Source organism: Acidovorax sp. T1, assembly GCF_002176815.1.
Lineage (GTDB): Bacteria > Pseudomonadota > Gammaproteobacteria > Burkholderiales > Burkholderiaceae_C > Acidovorax.
The window spans coordinates 25,648-43,753 of the sequence record NZ_CP021649.1 but is presented as its reverse complement, the minus strand read 5'-3'; the positions used below and the strand labels follow the sequence as shown (position 1 = coordinate 43,753).

Genomic DNA, 18,106 nt, shown 5'->3' with positions numbered 1-18,106 from the left:
CGTTCTTGCGAGGGCTTGGACACGGCGAAGGTCACCCGCGCGCCAGGAATCGGGGTCTCCTCGTTTTCAGTGCAATAAGTGACGGTACGCAAAGCTAGCACTGGCGCGGGGGTGGTCTGGGTAGACCGTTGATTTCATTGACTTTCCTGTTCGCTTTGTAAACGGGTATGGTGGCCTCCCACTTTTGAGGTTCACGATGCAGGGTTGGCACACAACGTTTTTGGGGATGCGTGGGCTCCCCCGCGATATCAGCGACTTCGAGATGAAGGCATTTTTCACCTTCGATGGTGCCGAGCGCGACGCAATCAATGCACGCCGAGGTGATTCCCACAAGCTTGGTCTGGCGCTCCATATTGGTTTCCTGCGCATGAGTGGGCGTTTGCTCGGTGCCTTTCGGGTAATTCCAGTAGCCTTGTGGCGCCACCTTGGCAACGAGCTTGGCATTGCAGCACCAGAAGTCGCCTCGCTGAGAGCCATGTATGAACGCGGGCGCACGCTATTCGATCACCAACAAGTAGCCTGCACGGTCCTTGGATTCCAGTGGATGAGCGAGCACCAGCGCCGCTCACTGGTACGTGAACTGCGCGACGAAGTGGCGCGCTGCGCCGACCGCGATCAGCTACTCGTGCGGGCGCGTCAATGGCTGTACAAGAACAAGCTGGTGATCGTGCACGAGCGGGCAATTCGGACACTGATTGCGGCGGCACTTGCCCAGCTTGAAGTTGAAACAGGCACCGCCATCGCCGCCAGCGTTGATCCAGCAACACTTGATCGCTGGCGAGCCTCAGTTTCAGAGCTGCGCCCAGATGGACAAACCCAGCAGAGTTGGCTATGGGCTGCACCGGCGAAACACTCAACCCGCCAAATCAGCGAGGTACTGGAGCGCATCGACCTGCTTTACACGCTGGACGTTCATAAGCACCTGGCAGACATCCCCGATCTCATCTTGCGCCGCTACGCGCGCCGACTTGTCTCCAGGCCGCCCTCAGCCGGAGCCAAGATCAAAGAGCCAGCGCGCACCGTGGAGGTCGCATGCTTTCTTCGGTATTGCCTGTTCACCACCACAGACCAGTTGATCCTTATGGTGCAGCGCCGGATCGCCGATCTGTGGCGTCAGGCTGCCGCCGATGTCCCCGCTACCGTCAATTGGGCCGCAATGTACAAAACGCTGCTCGGCGAACTTGTTGCCTTGAGCGCGCAAGGTGCGGTGCCAGATGCTGAGTTGCGTGCCCGTCTTGAAGCCTTGATCACCGAAACCCAGAAACGCAAACCACCGAGCAGGGCCTCCCTGGTCCGCGAGGGATTGATTGATGGAATTCGCCCCGTGCGGTCGTTGCTCGTCGCCATTGCAAAGCTGCCCTGGCAGGCCACCGGCGAGCATCCTGCCATCGAGTACCTTGCCAAGCTGCAAGCTTTATATCTCAAAGGATCCAGAAAGCTGCCAGTTGAAGTGGTGGCACCAAGTCTGGGAATGATCTGGCAGGTTTCGATCTCCAGCCCAGACCGGGAACGGGCGTTTCAGGCGTTGGAGGTGGCCACCCTGTTTGCCCTGCGCCGCGCGGTGCGCAATGGCTCGGTCTGGATTGAGCACAGCCTGAGCTTTCGGGGTCGTGCGCGCTTGTTCTTCACGGACGAGCGTTGGCAGGCAGAGTCCAAGAAACACTATGCCCGTCTATCGTTACCCAGCAAGGCTGCCACTTTCTTGAAGCCTTTGCTGGCCAGAGTAACTGCCGGTGTCGATGCGGTGGCCGCTGCAGCCCGCAGTGGCGTACTGCGCGTGGATGATGAACTCCATTTGTCGCCATTGCCCGCAGAGGACGAAGACCCAGAAGTGACCAAGCTGCGCGCGGCTTTGGATCACCGCATCGGTGAGGTTCAATTGCCGGAAGTGATTCTGGCCGTTGACGCCCAGGTGCGCTTTAGCTGGATCATGCTCGGACGTGAGCCGCGCTCTACCGACGAGCTGCTGATGGTCTATGCCGGCATCATGGCCCACGGCACCAGTCTGACTGCGGTCGAATGCGCGCGCATGATTCCGCAATTGTCTGCCACCAGCATTCGCCAGGCCATGCGCTGGGCGCGGGACGAACGGCGTCTGAGCCAGGCCTGCCAGGCTGTGCTGGAATTCATGCAGCGACACCCGATTGCCGCCACCTGGGGGCGGTCCGATTTGGCATCTTCTGACATGATGAGCATGGAGACCACCAAACGGGTGTGGCAAGCCCGGCTTGATCCTCGGCGCAACACACCTTCCATTGGAATCTACTCCCATGTAAAAGACCGGTGGGGCATCTTCCATGCGCAGCCCTTTGTGCTCAATGAGCGCCAGGCGAGCGTGGCCATTGAAGGTGTCATCCGCCAAGAAAAGCTGGAGACCAGCCAGCTTGCTGTGGATACCCATGGCTACACCGACTTTGCCATGTCACATGCCCGTTTGCTTGGTTTTGATCTTTGCCCGCGGTTGAAGGAACTCAAACAGCGCCACCTCTTTGTGCCACGCGGCACCAAAGTGCCCGCAGAAATCGCTGCGGTGTGCGAAGCCAATGTCGACGTCGCTTTGATCGAAAAGCATTGGGATAGTCTGGTGCACCTGGCAGCCTCGGTCATGAGCGGACATGCCAGTGCGGTGGCAGCTCTTGCGCGGTTCGGTTCTGCCGCCCAGGGCGATCCAATCTATGAGGCTGGCGTGCAATTGGGGCGGTTGCTGCGTACGGCGTTTTTGGCTGACTACTTTGTCAAGGACGCTTTCAGGAACGAGTTGCGCCGGGTGCTCAATCGGGGCGAGGCTGTTAACGCCCTCAAGCGCGCCATTTATACCGGCCGGATCAGCCCGGCGCAGGCCAAACGTGTCGATGAAATGCAGGCTGTGGCCGATGCGTTGAGCCTGATGGCCAACATCGTGATGGCGTGGAATACCTCACAGATGCAGGCGGTCCTGGATCGCTGGTCGAACCGCCGCCAGGTCATTCCACCGGAACTGATCGGGAAGATTGCGCCCACCAGGCTGGAGAGCATCAACTTGCGGGGTGTGTTTCGCTTCCCGGTTGACCGCTATGCTGACCAAATCCTGCCTTCGCGGCCAAATGCATCGATAACTGGCACCAATGGATGAAACCGACCACGGTTTGACGCCACGAATCGCAGATTTGAAAGTGAACAGGAAAGTCAATGAAATCAACGATCTACCAACACCACCTCCGCGCCAGTGCTAGCTTTTCGTACCGTCACTTATTGCACTGAAAACGAGGAGACCCCGAGGCGCAGGTGTTCCGGCCTGCGCTGCGCGCGGCCTTCGTCATCAACCGGCGCGTCAGCACCACGGTGATTGGGCGCGAAGCACGCGGCGCGCTGGCCGAGCAGCCACTTCCTGCGCTGCGCTCGGAAGTGCACCAGCGCATCGTCTTCGCAGACAGCGTGGCCGCCGGCCGGGTCGCACGCGAGACGGCGCCCGACAGCGCCGCCGCACGCGAAATCACTGCACTGGTCGATGAGCTGTTGCGGTGGCCGACATGACGGCGAAGCCGCCACCCAACAGCAAACGCACGGCCAAGCGCGTCGGCATCGGCGCGCGCCCGCCTGCAAATCCGCACGCCGAGGCGTGGATTCGCCAGGGCGACGCCGATGCGCTCAACAAGGGCGATCTCTACACCGCCCGCCTGACCCTGGACATCACGCCCGCCATGCGCTCGCGCATCAAGGTATCGGCTTTCACGCAGGGCGTGACGGTGGCCGACCTGTTGCGCGCACTGCTGGAGCGGGAATTCCCGGAGAACATGCCATGAACGCATCTGCTTTGCCTTTTGCTACCGCAGCCACGGCAGCACCGTCGCCGTCACTCATTGCGCTCACGGGCCGGCCTGCCTCAACGCCGCTGACGCGCGTTTCGCTGGCCTTCCTTGAGCACCGCTTCAAGCTCTATCTGCGCTTTGGCGAGCCGGCGCGCACTCTGCGGTACGACCGCTGGCGGAGCGTCGCCGTATTCGTGCCCGACGCCATGTTCTGCCGCATCCGCTGGCAGGCCAACGACTACGGCACGATTCGCTGGCAGCTCATGGTGATGCAGGCTTGCACGCCCTTGGATGCGGCGCAGCGCATTCCCGGTGTGCAGCCCGGCGCACGCCTGTTGCTGCACGCCGAGGGCGACAGCGCGGTGCGCGCCGTGCTGGAGCGCATCGACGCCATCGAGGCGCTGGGCATCGCGCCTGCTGCCGCATCACCCGCGTACTGGCGCACGCTGGGCAACCGGCTCGCGGCACGCTTGCCGCTGCCCGATTACAGCGCCGAGCGGCACGCTGCCTGGCTGGCCGGGAGGGCGCTGCCATGACGGCTCATTCCACCGGCGTACATTCCGCAGAAGCCGCGCCGCATCCTCGCTCGCGCCTGCGCGTTCGCATCGTGCTGGCTGCGCTGTCCGCCTGTGGCCTCGCCGCGCTGGCCTGGGCGTCCTTCGTGTCGCCGCTGCCGCGCCTGATCTACAACCCGTCCGACAGCGTGGCGGTCGGCTGGTATCGCGTCGATCCGCTCGACCATCACGCCGCCTCGCTGCCACGTCCGTTGTCCGTGGGCAGCATCGTCTTGGCCCGGCTGCCGCCCGATGCCGCCGCGCTTGCTGCACAGCGCGGCTACCTGCCGACGCGCGTTCCGCTGCTCAAGCGCGTGGGCGCGGTCGCGCCGCAACACGTTTGCATCGTCGATGCGCTAATCTGGATCGACGGCGTGCCGGTGGCCGCCGTTCTGGCTGCCGACCGGCTGGGCCGCACGCTGCCATCCTGGCCGCAGTGCCTGCGGCTTCGGCCTGGCGAGTTGTTCCTGCTCAGCGCGACCAACCCGGCGTCGTTCGACAGCCGGTATTTCGGGCCGGTCAGCGCATCCGCCGTGATCGGCATTGCACGTCCGGTCTGGCTGGAGTCCCGCCCATGATGGCTGCCGATTCGCTGCACGCAGGCGTGCATTGCATCGTGCCATCGGGCATGTCATTTCAGTGGCTTCTGCCGTGTCGCCGCGCGTGCAGTGCAAATGCGTTCGCATTGCACTTCGCGCTGCATCCGGCGCAGCCGTCCACCGTGCAGGCGTCTTGCCTTGAACGCGCCGGGCTGCGGCCCTGGCCGCGTTCACCGGCGGGCTGGCTGCAAGCAGCGCAGCGCCACCGGGCCGCCGCTGCCGGGAGCGAAAGCGGGAGGCAAAGGCGGAAGGCAAGACAAAAGGGGGCGGCACTTCGTCGCCCGCAAAGCCAGCCTGCACGTGGGGGTTGGACGGCACGGCGCGGCTTCGCCGCCGTGCCGCCTGGGGCGCGAGGCCCGCGCCGATACGGGCATGTCCGCGTGCTTTGCACTACCGGACACGCCCCAGCTATCCAAGGAACAGCCATGAGCAACCGCCGCGATGACGATTTCCGCATCCGCCCCAGTGCTCCGAAGAACCGGGGCCAGGGCTTTGTTTCCAAGGTGCTCAAGCAGGTCGGCAAGACCAGTGGCGGCAAGTCCTCAATGCGTCGCCCGGCATCGACCGGCGGCACTGGAAAGCACGTCGGCCAGCGTCCCGGCTCGCGCCTGGGGCGCGGCCATACTGCGGCGCGCTTCGCCGGGGCGAAGCTGACGCCAATGTCGCGGCGCGTGAACATCAAAACCTTGCTGGTCAACCAGCGTCAGGCCAGTCCCCGATCACTCACCAAGCACCTGCGCTACATCGAGCGCGATGGCGCGGGCCGCGATGGCGAGCGAGGCCAAGCCTACGGGCCGCAGGTCGATGAAGCTGATCTGGAGGCATTCAAGGAACGCTGCGCCGATGACCGGCACCATTTCCGGTTCATCGTGTCGCCCGAGGATGGCGCCGAACTGGATGATCTTCGGACGTACACGCGCCACCTGATGAACCGCATGGAAGCCGACCTGGGCACGCGGCTGGATTGGGTGGCTGTCGATCACTGGAACACCGACAACCCGCACACCCACCTGATCGTGCGCGGGCGCGACGACACTGGCAAAGACCTCATCATCGCGGGCGACTACATCGCTGATGGCTTCCGCCATCGAGCCTCCGAACTGGCGACCGAATGGCTGGGGCCGCGCACCGAACTGGAGATCCAGCAGACCTTGCAGCGCGAAGTGGAGCAGGAGCGATGGACGAGCCTGGATCGAACGCTGAAGCGCGAGGCCGGCGACGATGGCCGGGTGCTGATCGAACGCTTCAACGAACCGAAGCTGCAACGTCAGCGCGTGCTGCTGATTGGCCGCCTGCAACGCTTGCAGCGCCTGGGCCTGGCCGACGAAGTGCAGCCCGGCACCTGGGCCGTGCATGCCGATGCCGAGAAGACCTTGCGCGCCCTGGGCGAGCGCGGCGATATCATTCGTACCATGCAACGGGCCATGCGCGGGCAGCCGCGTGAGTTGGCGGTGTTCGAACCGGGTGACGATGGGCGAACCGTCATCGGCCGCGTGGCCGCCAAAGGGCTGGCCGACGAGCTGCGCGATCGGGCCTATCTGGTCATCGACGGCGTGGACGGCAAGGCGCACTACGTCGCGCTCAATGCCCGCGACGAACCCGGCAACTACCCGACCGGCGCGGTGGTGGAACTACGCGGTTCCGCCAAGGTGCGGACGGCGGATCACAACATCGCTGCGCTGGCAAGCGATGGCCTGTACCGCACCGACCATCATCTGGCGATTGCACAGGGCCAGACCCAAGCTGGGCGCGACCCGCAGGAGGTAGTCGCGGCCCATGTCCGAAGGCTGGAAGCCCTGCGCCGCGCCGGCATCGTGGAGCGCGTGGCCGAGGGGCTATGGAAGGTGCCCGACGATCTGCCCGAGCGTGGACGGCAGTACGACGCACAGCGCCTGGGCGGCGTGGCGGTGGAACTGAAGTCGCACCTGCCCATCGAGCGGCAGGCCTGCGTGATCGGCGCCACCTGGCTGGACCAGCAGTTGATCGGTGGGGGCAAGGGATTGGGCGATTTGGGATTTGGCAGCGAGGTCAAGGAGGCGCTACAGAAACGTGCCGACTTCCTGGCCGAACAAGGACTGGCCGAGAAGCGCGGCCAGCGTGTGATTCTGGTGCGCAATCTGCTGACGACGCTGCGTAATCGGGAAGTGGTGCAGGCCGCGCAGGACATAGCGGCTGATACCGGCCTGGAGCATCGCCCCGTGGCCGATGGCCACCGAGTGGCCGGCATCTATCGGCGCAACGTCATGCTCGCCAGTGGGCGCTACGCCATGCTCGATGACGGCATGGGATTCAGCCTGGTGCCGTGGAAGCCAGTGATCGAGCAGCGGCTGGGACAGCAGCTCGCCGCGACGGTGCGCGGCGGCGGGGTGTCATGGGAAATTGGACGGCGGCCTGGGCTGTCCCGAGGTTAGTCAGGCCGACGTCAACAATCCCACAGAATGGATTCCAAGCAATTTTCCGCACCCCAAACGTGGGCAATCAACCCGGGTAGTAGAGACGCAGACGCGCGTCGCGTTCGGCAGGTGACTCGTTCCGCAACTCGTTGACTACTTGCTCACGCGTCTTGCCTGGACCTGCCGCATCAGGTGTGCGGATAGGGTAGTTGCTTTCGCCGTAAGAAAGGAGGCCTTGCCGCATGGCAGCCTCGGCTTCTGTTTTGACTTGAGCACGGGTTTTATCGCTCTTGAAGTGTTCCGGGTGAACGATGAAGCCCTTTTCGTTGTTGGCGGGATGCTCGTACGCTGCCGAAGCCATCCCTGGAAGGCCCAAGGTAACCACTGCGGCCGCGGCGGCAATCATGGAAGAAAGGGAAAGACGTTGTTTGATCATGGTTGAAGCTCCTAGCGATGGTGAATAAAACTTGCATCTCTCATGCCTTGCTTGGTCGTTGAGGAGATGTGTTGATCGTAGAGAGCGCACCCCAACAGAATGGAGACAGCCCGATGACATTTTTATCAGGGAGAGGCGCGAACTGGGCGTAGCCCCACAGTCCCGGCCGATATCCGCGTATGGATGAGCCCATCCGGGACGGGTGCACTTGGCAGCACGTAGCGTGGTCCTTGTGCTCGTCGGAGCCGTGCGCCAGCACGCCCACGGAGGCGGCGACGGCGACGGCGACGGCGACACAAAGGTCGATCAGGGTATGGCGAATGTGAACTGCGCATTCCACTGATGGCGGGCAGTGAATCCATTCCCGTCGCGGACAGTGTTTCAGACGATGGCGGACACGCTGCGCGGGTGTCCTAAGTAACGTTCGAATCGAAGCCGAAGTGTCCGCCATCAGCGTGGAATGGCGGTTGGGCTGGATGGTCAGGTGGCCGGTGACAGCTTGCGCATCGACTCGCCCTTGAGGGCCAACTTGTGCGAGCCGTGCACGATGCGGTCCAGGATGGCGCCGGCCAGCGCGGGCTCGTCCAGCCAGACGTGCCACGCCGTCACCGGCAACTGACTGGTGATGAGTGTCGAGCGCGTGCTCACCCGGTAGTCGAGCAACTCCAGCAAGTCGTTTCGCTCGCGCGCGGCAATCGGCGCAATGCCGCAGGCATCCAGGAAGAGCAAGTCCGGCCGCGCCATTTGCGCCAGCCGCTTAGCAAAGCTGCCGCCATCAATTTGGAATGCTGTCCGCCATCAGCATGGAATCGTGTCCGCCATGGCGTGGAATACGCATGAACATGATGCCTCCTCCTTGTGGTGGAGGGGCTGACTAGGGCTGCCGCGCCCGACGAGATGGTGCGGTTGTGAATTTGCTCAGCGCACGGGCTGGATATCGGTGACGATCATCTTCCCGCCTTCCTGGAGGACCATGAATTGCACCTTGTCGCCAGGCTTGAGGTTGGTGAGTTGCCCCTTGTCGCGGACGGTAAAGACCATGGTCATTCCGGGCATGTCCAGGTTCTTGATGTCCCCATGTTTGAGGGTGATCTTGCCGTTTTCCAGATCGACCTTCTTGACCTCGCCATCGGTCATAGATGCGGGTGCGGGGGCCGAGGTCTGGCCTGAATTGGGACTGACCTGAGCATGGCCCGCCAGCGGCAGGGCAGCGCCCATGGCAAGGGCGGAGATGGTGAGCAGACGTTGGATGGTGTTCATGGTGACCTATGGGTAAATAGTTGGATCTATGGTCTGGCCCGGCCATGGCTGGGCCAACTGTGGTGGGCGCTTCAGACCATCACTTGCGGCCCACCTGGATGGCGCCCTTCATGCCGGCCTCATAGTGGCCAGGCATCAGGCAGGCGAAGTTCACGGCGCCCGCTTTGGTGAACTGCCAGACGATTTCACCCTGCTTGCCCGGTGCGAGCGTGACCTTGCCTGGTTCGTCGTGCTCCATGTCCGGGAATTTTTTCATCTGCTCCAGGTGCTCCAGCAGCTCCTTCTCGGTGCCCAGGCTGAGTTCGTGCTTGACCTGGCCGACGTTCTTGACAACGAAGCGCACGGTTTCGCCCTGTTTGACCTGAATGTTCGACGGCGTGTAGCGCATGTTGTCGCTCATTTCGATGGTGATGGTGCGACGGGCCTTGGCGGCGACGCCGGGTTTGCCAATGGCTGTCTCACCCTCGTCACCGTGGCCACCTGCATGGTTGCCGGCAGCGAAGGCTGCCCCCGATGCGGCCAGTGCAGCCATGGCGAAGAGTTGAGAAATAGTGGAGCGCGTGAATTTCATGGATTGGCTCTCGTTGATAACTGAAGGGAAAACTCAATGCTCACCATGCGAAGTGGGCTTGCGCACCTTGACTTCGGTCGGCGTTGCAGGCTTGCGAACGCGCGGCATGGACTGGCCGCCCTCGGCGCTGAAGCGCGCGGGCTCGGCCATGGGGCCGGTGTACTCATGCGCCACCGTGCCTGCGGGATGCTTGTACCAGCCCGGATCCTTGTAGTCGCCCGGCTTCTGGTCGCGGCGTACCTTGAGCACGCTGAACATGCCACCCATCTCCACCGAGCCGAACGGCCCCTGGCCGGTCATCATCGGGATGGTGTTGTCGGGAATCGGCATTTCCATCTCCGTCATGTCGGCCATGCCGCGCTCGCCCATGACCATGTAGTCGGGGATGAGCTTGTTGACTTTCTTGGCAAGGCCGCTGTGATCCACGCCAATCATGGTGGGAATGTCGTGCCCCATGGCGTTCATGGTGTGGTGGCTCTTGTGGCAGTGGAAAGCCCAGTCGCCCTCCTCGTCGGCGACGAACTCGATTTGGCGCATCTGCCCCACGGCCACGTCGGTGGTTACTTCATGCCAGCGCGTGCTTTTGGGCGTCGGGCCGCCATCGGTGCCCGTGACCACGAATTCGTGGCCATGCACGTGCATCGGGTGATTGGTCATGGTGAGGTTGCCCATGCGGATGCGCACCTTGTCGTTGAGACGCACGTTCAGAGAGTCGATGCCAGGAAAGACACGGCTATTCCAGGTCCACAGGTTGAAGTTCGTCATCTCCGCGACCTTGGGTGTAGCCGCGCCGGGCTCAATGTCATAGGCACTGAGCAGGAAGCAAAAGTCCCGTTGCACCTCGTCGATCAGCGGGTGCCTAGCTTTCGGGTGCGTGACCCAGAAACCCATCATGCCCATGGCCATTTGCACCATCTCGTCGCCGTGCGGGTGGTACATGAAGGTGCCCGGGCGGCGCGCCACGAACTCGTAGACAAAGGTTTTGCCCGACGGAATCGCCGGCTGCGTCAGACCGGTCACGCCATCCATGCCGCTGGGCAGGCGCTGGCCGTGCCAGTGAACACTGGTGTGCTCGGGCAGCCTATTGGTCACGAAGATGCGCACACGGTCGCCCTCGACGACCTCGATGGTCGGGCCGGGGCTCTGTCCGTTGTAGCCCCACAGGTGGGCCTTCATCCCTGGTGCCACTTCGCGCACCACCGGTTCGGCGACCAGGTGGAACTCCTTGATGCCCTGATTCATGCGCCAGGGCAGCGTCCAGCCGTTGAGCGTCACCACTGGGTTGTACGGCCGTCCCGAATTGGGCATCAGCGGGGCCATGGTGTTCGGGCTGGTCTGAATGACGGGCTCAGGCAGGGCCGCCATGGCGACACGGCTGACCGCGCCGGCCGCAACGGCGCCGCCAGCAATACCGGCGACCTTGAAAAAATCTCTTCTGGATGTCATGGCAATCGTCTCTGCATCAGTGACCGGCACCCGCGTCGCTGGGGGCGCTGGTGGTGACCGACAAGGTGGTGTTGGTGGGGCGTCCGATTACGGCTGCCTGCAATGCGGCATCGGCCAGCCAGAATTGCTGCTGCGAGTCCAGGGCCGCCGTGACGGCACCGACCTGGTCGCGCGCATCGGCCAGCAGTTCGAACGCGCTGATCAGCATGCCGTTGTAGCGAAGCTGGTTCTCCTCCGCGATCACCTTACGCACCGGAACCACTTCGTCGCGGTAGTGCCGCGCCACGTCGTAGGCCGTTCGATAGGCCGAATAGCTTTCGCGCAGGCTGGAGCCCGCGGAACGCACCGTGCCTTCAAGCTGGTTGGCGGCCGCCAGCGTTCGAGCGTTCATCGCATCGCGTTGCATTCCGCCCCAGTCAAAGATGGGCAGGCGTACCGCGACTTCCCAGCCGCGCGCGGTAGAGCGGGTGCCCTCGGCATTGTCGAAGGTGGTATTGCGGCGCCCAGTGAGTTCGATATCGGTGAAGCTGGTCACCATGTTCAAGCCCTGGGCCTTGGCAGCGCCATCCAGCGCAGCCTGCGCCAGACGGATGTCCAGCCGCGCCTTGGTCGCCAGCGAGCCAACCGCCTGCGGATCCAGTGCTTGCTTGGGGAGATCGGGTAGACGTTCGGGAAGCTTCAGCGCTTGCGCTTGGCTTTCATCGAGCCCCAGCAAACGTACCAGTTCTTCCCGGCTGGCCGTGACCTGGTGCTGGGCCGTGCTCAGTCGGGTGGCGGCATCGGCATAAAAAGCCTGCTCGCGTGCGCGGGTAATGCGGTTGAAGTTGCCCACGCCCTGCATGCGCCGGGCCAATTCGGCGCCCGCTTCGGCGCTGTCATAGACCTGCTTGGCATACTGGAGCGCCTGCTGCGCGGCCACGGCCCGTACCCAAGCCTGGCGCACCCCGGTGACCTGGTCCACCACGCTGCCGGTCAGGCGCAATTGAGATTGCTCGATACGCCGGGTGGCGACACCGTACCGGGTCGGCAGGGTCAGCAGATCCAACAGGCCAAAGGACAGCGCACGCCCCAAGTCCAGCTCAGTGCCGGCCGTCATGCGCTCAAAACTGAAGATGGGGTTGGCAATCCGCCCCACCTGCGCGGCATCGGCAGACTCCGCCCAGCCTTGCGCCAGCAGGGCCTGCAAAGACGGGCTGTTAACCAAAGCCAACTGAACGGTTTCTTTCTGACCCAGAGGCTGCGCAAGCAAGGCTTGAGCGGCCTGCGCCCGCTGGTCGCTTTCCTCCTGGGTACGAGCCAAGGCGAGTTTGCCTTCGGTAAAGCTGCCCGCTTCGACGTTGACACGATTGATGTTCTGATCCAGGCTGACGCTGGCACAGCCGGTCAGCACCGCCAGTCCGAGTGCAGATAGAGCGAGTTTGGCGTGAGTGGCACGCAAACGCATCATGGTTTTTCTCCCCCGTGATGGCCAGAATGCGGGTCGGTGACGGGAGCAGCGTCCTTGGCGGACCCGGGCTGGCCCGACTTGATTTCCTTCGCATAGGCGCGCCAGCCGCCGATTTCACCCACCTTGTCGTTCGCCGCCTTCCAGGGCTGGACGGACTGCTCCTTGTAGGCCTCGTAACCCGAGAGGGCTGATCGGTACGAGAGCAGGTAGCCCACCTTCGCGGTTTCGCCCTCTGGCATCTGTGCAAATGCCAGGGACGGCACCATTAGTGCGGCGCCCAGCCAGAGGCTTGAGGTAGGTCGTGAAAGCCAGAGATTGTTCATGGATTTGTGATGCATTTTTGACTTTTGTCATTGTGCAAACGACTAGCTGTCAAAAGCATAACGGCTTCATTACATCTTTGTCATGATCGAGAGGGGTGAGGGGTAACCCCTCACCCCTCTTACACCACCGTACGTGCGGTTCCGCCTACGGCGGTTCAAGTGAAACGCTGGAGGTGTTGGTGGATGGTCAACTACCGATACAAGCCCCACGCCTGTGAAGTATTTGGGCGGCAGTGCGGCGACCATGTGCCTGCCCCGATGGCCAGGTCAAATTCCCCCACCCTTGGCCACCCCAAATTCCCCCAGGCAGGACGGTCGGATTATGACGACTCGGGTGTGATGGCGATGCGTGCAGCGGCCTCCTTGAGGCGGTAGCTCTTGCCCTCGAACTCCAGCATCGCGCAGCGGTGCATGAGGCGATCCAGGATGGTGCTGGCCATGGTGGCGTCGCCGAGGTATTTGCCCCAGTCCTGCACCACGCGGTTGGACGTGATGAGAACAGCGCGGCGCAGCTTGTAGCGCTGGTGCACGATGGCCTGTAGGACTTCAGCGGCATGCTCGCTGATGCGTCTGGCCAGGAACAGGTCATCGAGGACGAGCAGGTCCGGCGCGACCCAGTCCTTGAGCAGCTCGGTGCGCTCTGCCGTAGTGGCCAGCGCGTAACGGGCGAACTCGGTGTCGGCTTCCAGGTAACGCACGTCATAGCCCTGCAGCGTGGCCTGGTAGGCCACGGCCTTGGCCACATGGCTCTTGCCGGTGCCCGGCTTGCCGATGATCAGCGCGTTGGCCCCCTCGCCGATGAACTTCAGGGTGTGCAACTCGAAGCAGGCGCTGCGCGGCAGCTTCGGGTTGAAACGCCAGTCGAAGTCAGCCAGCGAGGGGCGCTCATCCAGACCCGAGCGCTTGAAGCGGCGCTCGGTCAGGCGAGAGCGCCGGCGGTCCAGCTCGTCTTGCAGCATGGCGGCGAAGGTCTCCAGGAAAGGCTGCTGGGCGGCCTGGGCCTGCATCACGCGGGTGGACAGGGTCTCGGCGATGCCGGACAGGCGCAGCTCGCGCAGCGCGCGTTCGATCTCGATCATGTTCATGGCTGAACTCCCGGTGCGTTGGTGGTGTTGTTGGTGGTGGTGGTGGTGGTGGTGGTGGTGTTTGCCGTGGCGGCGGCGAGCGCGAAGAGATCGCTGTACTCCTCAGCGTCTCGGATGAGCTCATGCTGCTGCGTCAGCGCGTGGGCACCGGCGGCGGGTGCTTCGCCGCAGGTAGCCTCGATGGCCGCCATCGCCTGGGCAAAGAGGGCTTCGGTCAGCGCCAGCACGCGCTTGTAGCTGTAGACCCCTTGCTCCAGGGCCTGGGCGCAGGCGGCATTGATGCAGTGCGCCGGGTAACGGCGCATGAGTCCCACAATGCCCCAGAGCTTGCGCTGCCCGACACGACCCTCGATGGCAAAGAGCAGCTCACACAGCCGGCTGGCGTGCTCACCAATCTCGCCGGCCTGACGCAGGATCAGGCGGGTCTCGCGAGACGGATTGAACACCCGCTCCTCCATGGGCAGAATCACCGTGCCGGGACGCTCGGCCTTGGCGTGGGTGCGCAGCAAGGCACGGGTGTGCATGTCACGAATCTCGATGCGCTGGGCGTAGATGCGCACCAACACCTTGGAGCCGATGTTCGCCGGGCGAGCGGCGTAGCTGCTGTGATCCACCCGCACACAGCTGTCGTCGCAGACGGTGCGCACCGCCTCGTCGAAATACTGCATTCCCAGCACTGGCAGGGGTTTGAGGTGGCTGCGCTCTTCCTCGAACATGGCCTGCACCTGGCGTCGCTCGGTGCCGTGGATGCGCTTGGATGCCCAGCTCTTCTCCCAGTGCGCCAGGAACTCGTTCTGGGCCTCGATGGACTCAAAGCGCCGGCCCTTCAAGGCCGTGGCCTGGGTATGGCCGATGGCATGCTCCACCGTGCCCTTGCGGTTGGGGTCTCGCACCCGCGCCGGGTCGGCCACCACGCCGTAGTGCGCCAGGGCGGCGGCGTACACCGGGTTGAGATCGGGCTCGTACAGGTCGGGCTTGAGGACGCCTTCCTTCAGATTGTCCAGCACCACGTACTGGGGGCAGCCCCCGAAGTACCGCAGGGCCCGCTCGTGCAGCTCGGCCCAGATCTGCTGGCTGGACTTCCAGACCACGCACCGGAAACTGGCACGGGAATACCGCAAGGTGGCCACGAACAGGCGGGGCTTGCGGTACCGGTCGCTGCCGGGCACGCGGGTGGGCGCGCCCTCGCCGTAGTCCACCTGCATCTCCTCGCCGGGCAGGAAGGACAGGCGATCGAACTGCTCGGGCTCCTTGTGCCGCAACTTTGCACAGAAGCGTTTGACCGAGTTGTACTGGCCATCAAAGCCGTGCTGGTCGACCAGGTCCTGGTAGATGGCCGTGGCGTTTCGCTTCAGCCGCAGCTGGGCTTCGATGAACTCGCGCCAGGGTTCGCACAGGGAGGTGGCCACCGGCCCAGGAGCCGGTGGCCAGGGTGGGGGAATTTGACCTGCCGAGCCGGTGGCCACCCCGGGGGAATTTGACTGCAGTTGCTCCAGCCAGCGCTGGTGGTAGCTCCTGACCGTCTTGCGGTCGATGCCCGTGATGCGGGCGATCTCGCGTTGCGATGTGTTGCGCTCCAGCAGTGTCTCTATGGTGGCGCGTTGGTTGGACTTCAAGACATTCACTCCTTGGCCTTCCCTCGGGGAAGACTGGATCAATGTCCTGCCAACAGGTGCCGACGACGCCGGCGTTAAACCCCTATCCCCGATCAGTTCAGGTGGGGGAGTTTGAGGTGGCCATAGACGGGGGAATTTGGGTGGCCATCAGGGCCTGGCCCGGGGTTCCACCAGGGGCCGCGCCAGTTGACGCTGGAGCGCCGTGCGCGCAGGGCATCAAGCCCGTAGCGTCGCATCTGCGCTTCTCGCGTCAGTGGCCGCTTCCACTGCGCTCCCGGGTGTCGGAGCTGAAGATCCGTTATCTGCCCGACAGCCAACTGGAGCAGAACCACGCGTCCAGGAGCCGCTTTGGCTCCAGCATCAAACCGTTGCTGGAGATTGCGCAACGGCCGTAGACCACGCTCCCTTTGCGTGGCACCTGCCAACCTTCATGCTTTGCGGTGCGCACCACTACGCGTACCGGCAACTCACGGCGATGTCGGCAAGATGACGTTTCTGTTATCCATAGCTGTGCAATTGAACGACTGACGCACCAGTTGCAGGGCTTCTTGATCGGCTGGCGACACTTACTATTTCGTATCGATCGCTGGTCTCGATCTCCAGCAAAAAAGGCCCCTCATAACCTCCGTCAGTTCGACAATGGACACACCATGAACGTCACCACAAACTCGCTTGACGCACTACTGCCATTCAATCCGGTGGGCAAGTTGGTGTCCAAAGCATCCACAGTTCAAGACGGTGGATTTTTGGACGCGATGAAGCAAGCGTTAGCGACCACGAGCCAATTGCAAAGTGAATCTGGGCGCCTGAGCCGCGAGGTCACCTTAGACAACCCCACTGTCAGTCTTGAAGAAACGATGCTTGCAGGAGTCAAGTCGAACATTGCATTTCAGGCCACGCTGCAGAGCCGAAACCGAATTGTTCAGGCTTACACCGATGTAATGAACATGCAGGTCTGATGCTCGGAAGGCGAAGCAGTACAAATGCAGGTAATGAGCGCACTCGTTGCTGAAATCGCCGGCTCACGTGGCGAACAAGCTGGAGTTGGAGCCTTTTTGACAAAGGCCCCTCCAGCTTTGACTGCTGATCGCCTGAAGAGCCGTTTTAGTACCGGGGTGTTGGAGCACCGAGCCCATGAACTGGGCTGGTGGCTCCATGCGCTGCTCGCACTGTGTGTTGTCCTGTTGTACTGGCTGGCTCATACTGCCGAGGCCGGCAGTCGCGACGTCGATCTGCACTGACGGCGACCAAGACATGCACATCCTAGCCATCAACGCCGGCAGTGCGACCCTCAAGTTCGGGGTTTTCGACCCGGCATCGGCCACGACTGTGATCGAGTCGACGATCGACCATCCCGCAGTTGATGTCGCGGCGTTTGACGAGATCGAGCAGCGAGTACGAAGGTCCGGCGTGACGTCGCTCGATGCCATCGGCCACCGTGTCGCACACGGTGGCCCCTTCTTGCGCGAGGCGGCTTTCGTGGACGCGAAAGTCGAGCACGAGATCGACCAGGCTGCTGCGCTGGCGCCGCAGCACAACCCCGTTGCACTGGCCGGCATCCGCATCGCGCGCGAGCGTTGGCCAGGCGTGCGCCACGTGGCGGTCTTCGACACCGCTTTTCATGCCGGCATGCCAGAACACGCCTCATGCTATGCCGTTCCGCAGTCATGGCGCGCAGTTGGGGTGCGGCGATTCGGGTTTCATGGCCTGTCGCACCAGAGCGTACTGGCGGCTGTCAGTTCCGCGTTGATGCGGCCTCCATCCGAACTGCGCATCGTGAGCTGCCACATCGGCAATGGGGCAAGTGTCTGCGCGATCGACCGTGGCCGCTCTGTCGACACCTCGATGGGGATGACGGCCCTGGAAGGTCTGGTGATGGGCACACGCAGCGGGGACCTCGACCCCGGCGTGCCAGGCTATGTCGCGCGTACCCTGGGCTTGTCACTGGTGCAAATCGAAGCGGCGCTTTACAGCGACAGTGGACTGAAGGCGTTGTCGGGTGTGGGCTCGGACCTGCGCGAGATCGAGAGTCGCGCGCGGGATGGTCATGCTGCTGCCCAAATGGCGTTGCAGGTCCATGCCTACCGCGTGCGCAAGTACATCGGTGCCTACGCCGCGGCGATGGGCGGCTGCGATGCGGTGGCTTTCACTGGCGGAGCAGGGGAAAACTCCCCGACGCTGCGTTGCCGCATTCTGGACGGCTTGGAATTCCTTGGCCTGCATCTGGACGAGGAGCGCAATCGCGCCTTCAGTCCGGCATCCGAAGTCGCCCAGCTTCAGGCGTCAAGGTCCTCGGTCGCGGTGCTGGCCGTGCGTGCGCGCGAACAGTGGGTGATCGCGCACGAGACTGCCAGGTTGTTGAATGGTTCGGTAAGTGCCGAACACGAAATCGATGAATAGGGAGAGCACCGTGGTCAGCAACAGCCCCGCTTTCGGCGTCGCCCACAAGCCGGTCCACCCCTGTCACCGTGTTCTGCCGGTTGTACTTCCGAAAGCGCACGGACAATGGGATCACAGCCGATCAAACACCCACGCTCTTGACCTATGTGCGGCACCTGGGTTCAAACTCCTGCCATGCGTTTCGACGC

At 63.2% G+C, this 18,106-nt stretch carries 17 protein-coding genes and 2 pseudogenes; 10 read left to right on the top strand and 9 right to left on the bottom strand.

All coding sequences use genetic code 11. The annotated features are described in order from the left end of the window. The first annotated feature begins 196 nt into the window (after positions 1–196). The 6 genes and pseudogenes from CCX87_RS19215 to CCX87_RS19185 all read left to right on the top strand — a co-directional run bounded on the left by CCX87_RS19215 (position 197) and on the right by CCX87_RS19185 (position 7,352). Complete coding sequence (locus CCX87_RS19215) at positions 197–3,112, top strand: Tn3-like element IS1071 family transposase (protein WP_087743256.1); 2,916 nt, start codon at positions 197–199, stop codon at positions 3,110–3,112. Positions 3,113–3,255: 143 nt separating this feature from the next. Beyond that, a pseudogene (locus CCX87_RS19210) lies at positions 3,256–3,513 on the top strand (ParA family partition ATPase); the annotation flags it as partial. Continuing rightward, positions 3,510–3,782 carry a chromosome partitioning protein ParB gene (locus tag CCX87_RS19205; RefSeq protein WP_087748533.1) on the top strand — a complete coding sequence of 91 codons (273 nt, stop codon included), beginning with the start codon at positions 3,510–3,512 and terminating at the stop codon, positions 3,780–3,782. The pseudogene CCX87_RS19210 and the gene CCX87_RS19205, both read left to right, overlap by 4 nt. Continuing rightward, the gene (locus CCX87_RS19200; RefSeq protein ID WP_024815506.1) at positions 3,779–4,324 is read left to right on the top strand and encodes a DUF2840 domain-containing protein; all 546 of its coding nucleotides are present in this window, start codon (positions 3,779–3,781) and stop codon (positions 4,322–4,324) included. The genes CCX87_RS19205 and CCX87_RS19200 overlap by 4 nt, the downstream gene beginning before the upstream one ends. Next, entirely contained in the window at positions 4,321–4,920 is a 600-nt protein-coding gene (locus CCX87_RS19195) for a S26 family signal peptidase (protein ID WP_087748532.1), read from the top strand. Before CCX87_RS19200 ends, CCX87_RS19195 begins: the two co-directional genes overlap by 4 nt. A gap of 446 nt (positions 4,921–5,366) precedes the next feature. Beyond that, entirely contained in the window at positions 5,367–7,352 is a 1,986-nt protein-coding gene (locus tag CCX87_RS19185; RefSeq protein ID WP_087748531.1) for a relaxase/mobilization nuclease domain-containing protein, read from the top strand. A 67-nt stretch (positions 7,353–7,419) separates the two neighbouring features. Here CCX87_RS19185 and CCX87_RS19180 read toward each other — a convergent pair whose 3' ends face one another. From CCX87_RS19180 to istA, 9 genes and pseudogenes are all read right to left on the bottom strand, one after another. Continuing rightward, the gene (locus CCX87_RS19180; protein ID WP_087748530.1) at positions 7,420–7,770 is read right to left on the bottom strand and encodes a DUF4148 domain-containing protein; all 351 of its coding nucleotides are present in this window, start codon (positions 7,768–7,770) and stop codon (positions 7,420–7,422) included. A 480-nt stretch (positions 7,771–8,250) separates the two neighbouring features. Further along, positions 8,251–8,541 (bottom strand): annotated as a pseudogene (locus tag CCX87_RS19170) (ATP-binding protein); the annotation flags it as partial. 147 nt (positions 8,542–8,688) lie between these two features. Next, on the bottom strand, positions 8,689–9,030 hold the full coding sequence (locus CCX87_RS19165) for a copper-binding protein (RefSeq protein WP_087748528.1): 342 nt from the start codon (positions 9,028–9,030) through the stop codon (positions 8,689–8,691). A 79-nt stretch (positions 9,031–9,109) separates the two neighbouring features. After that, on the bottom strand, positions 9,110–9,601 hold the full coding sequence (locus CCX87_RS19160) for a cupredoxin domain-containing protein (RefSeq protein ID WP_087748527.1): 492 nt from the start codon (positions 9,599–9,601) through the stop codon (positions 9,110–9,112). A gap of 33 nt (positions 9,602–9,634) precedes the next feature. After that, positions 9,635–11,047 carry a multicopper oxidase family protein gene (locus CCX87_RS19155; RefSeq protein WP_087748582.1) on the bottom strand — a complete coding sequence of 471 codons (1,413 nt, stop codon included), beginning with the start codon at positions 11,045–11,047 and terminating at the stop codon, positions 9,635–9,637. 16 nt (positions 11,048–11,063) lie between these two features. Beyond that, positions 11,064–12,494: a TolC family protein gene (locus CCX87_RS19150; protein WP_086911994.1), complete on the bottom strand. Its 1,431-nt coding sequence runs from the start codon at positions 12,492–12,494 to the stop codon at positions 11,064–11,066. Then, positions 12,491–12,817 carry a hypothetical protein gene (locus tag CCX87_RS19145; protein ID WP_026435760.1) on the bottom strand — a complete coding sequence of 109 codons (327 nt, stop codon included), beginning with the start codon at positions 12,815–12,817 and terminating at the stop codon, positions 12,491–12,493. The genes CCX87_RS19150 and CCX87_RS19145 overlap by 4 nt, the downstream gene beginning before the upstream one ends. Positions 12,818–13,137: 320 nt before the next feature. Beyond that, positions 13,138–13,902: an IS21-like element helper ATPase IstB gene (gene istB, locus CCX87_RS19140; protein WP_056269326.1), complete on the bottom strand. Its 765-nt coding sequence runs from the start codon at positions 13,900–13,902 to the stop codon at positions 13,138–13,140. Beyond that, a complete protein-coding gene (gene istA, locus CCX87_RS19135; protein ID WP_087744503.1) occupies positions 13,899–15,527 on the bottom strand; it encodes an IS21 family transposase in 1,629 nt (542 codons plus the stop codon). Before istA ends, istB begins: the two co-directional genes overlap by 4 nt. A 32-nt stretch (positions 15,528–15,559) precedes the next feature. On the opposite strand from istA, the gene CCX87_RS19130 reads away from it, so the two are divergent. From CCX87_RS19130 to CCX87_RS19120, 4 genes are all read left to right on the top strand, one after another. After that, positions 15,560–15,913, top strand: coding sequence for a hypothetical protein (locus CCX87_RS19130; RefSeq protein ID WP_198314823.1), 354 nt, complete (start codon positions 15,560–15,562; stop codon positions 15,911–15,913). Positions 15,914–16,168: 255 nt separating this feature from the next. After that, a complete protein-coding gene (gene fliE / locus CCX87_RS19125) occupies positions 16,169–16,477 on the top strand; it encodes a flagellar hook-basal body complex protein FliE (RefSeq protein ID WP_026435761.1) in 309 nt (102 codons plus the stop codon). Between the two features lie 33 nt (positions 16,478–16,510). Then, a complete protein-coding gene (locus tag CCX87_RS21165; protein ID WP_162143883.1) occupies positions 16,511–16,759 on the top strand; it encodes a hypothetical protein in 249 nt (82 codons plus the stop codon). Between the two features lie 13 nt (positions 16,760–16,772). Continuing rightward, positions 16,773–17,918 carry an acetate/propionate family kinase gene (locus tag CCX87_RS19120; RefSeq protein WP_198314817.1) on the top strand — a complete coding sequence of 382 codons (1,146 nt, stop codon included), beginning with the start codon at positions 16,773–16,775 and terminating at the stop codon, positions 17,916–17,918. Positions 17,919–18,106: the final 188 nt, after the last annotated feature.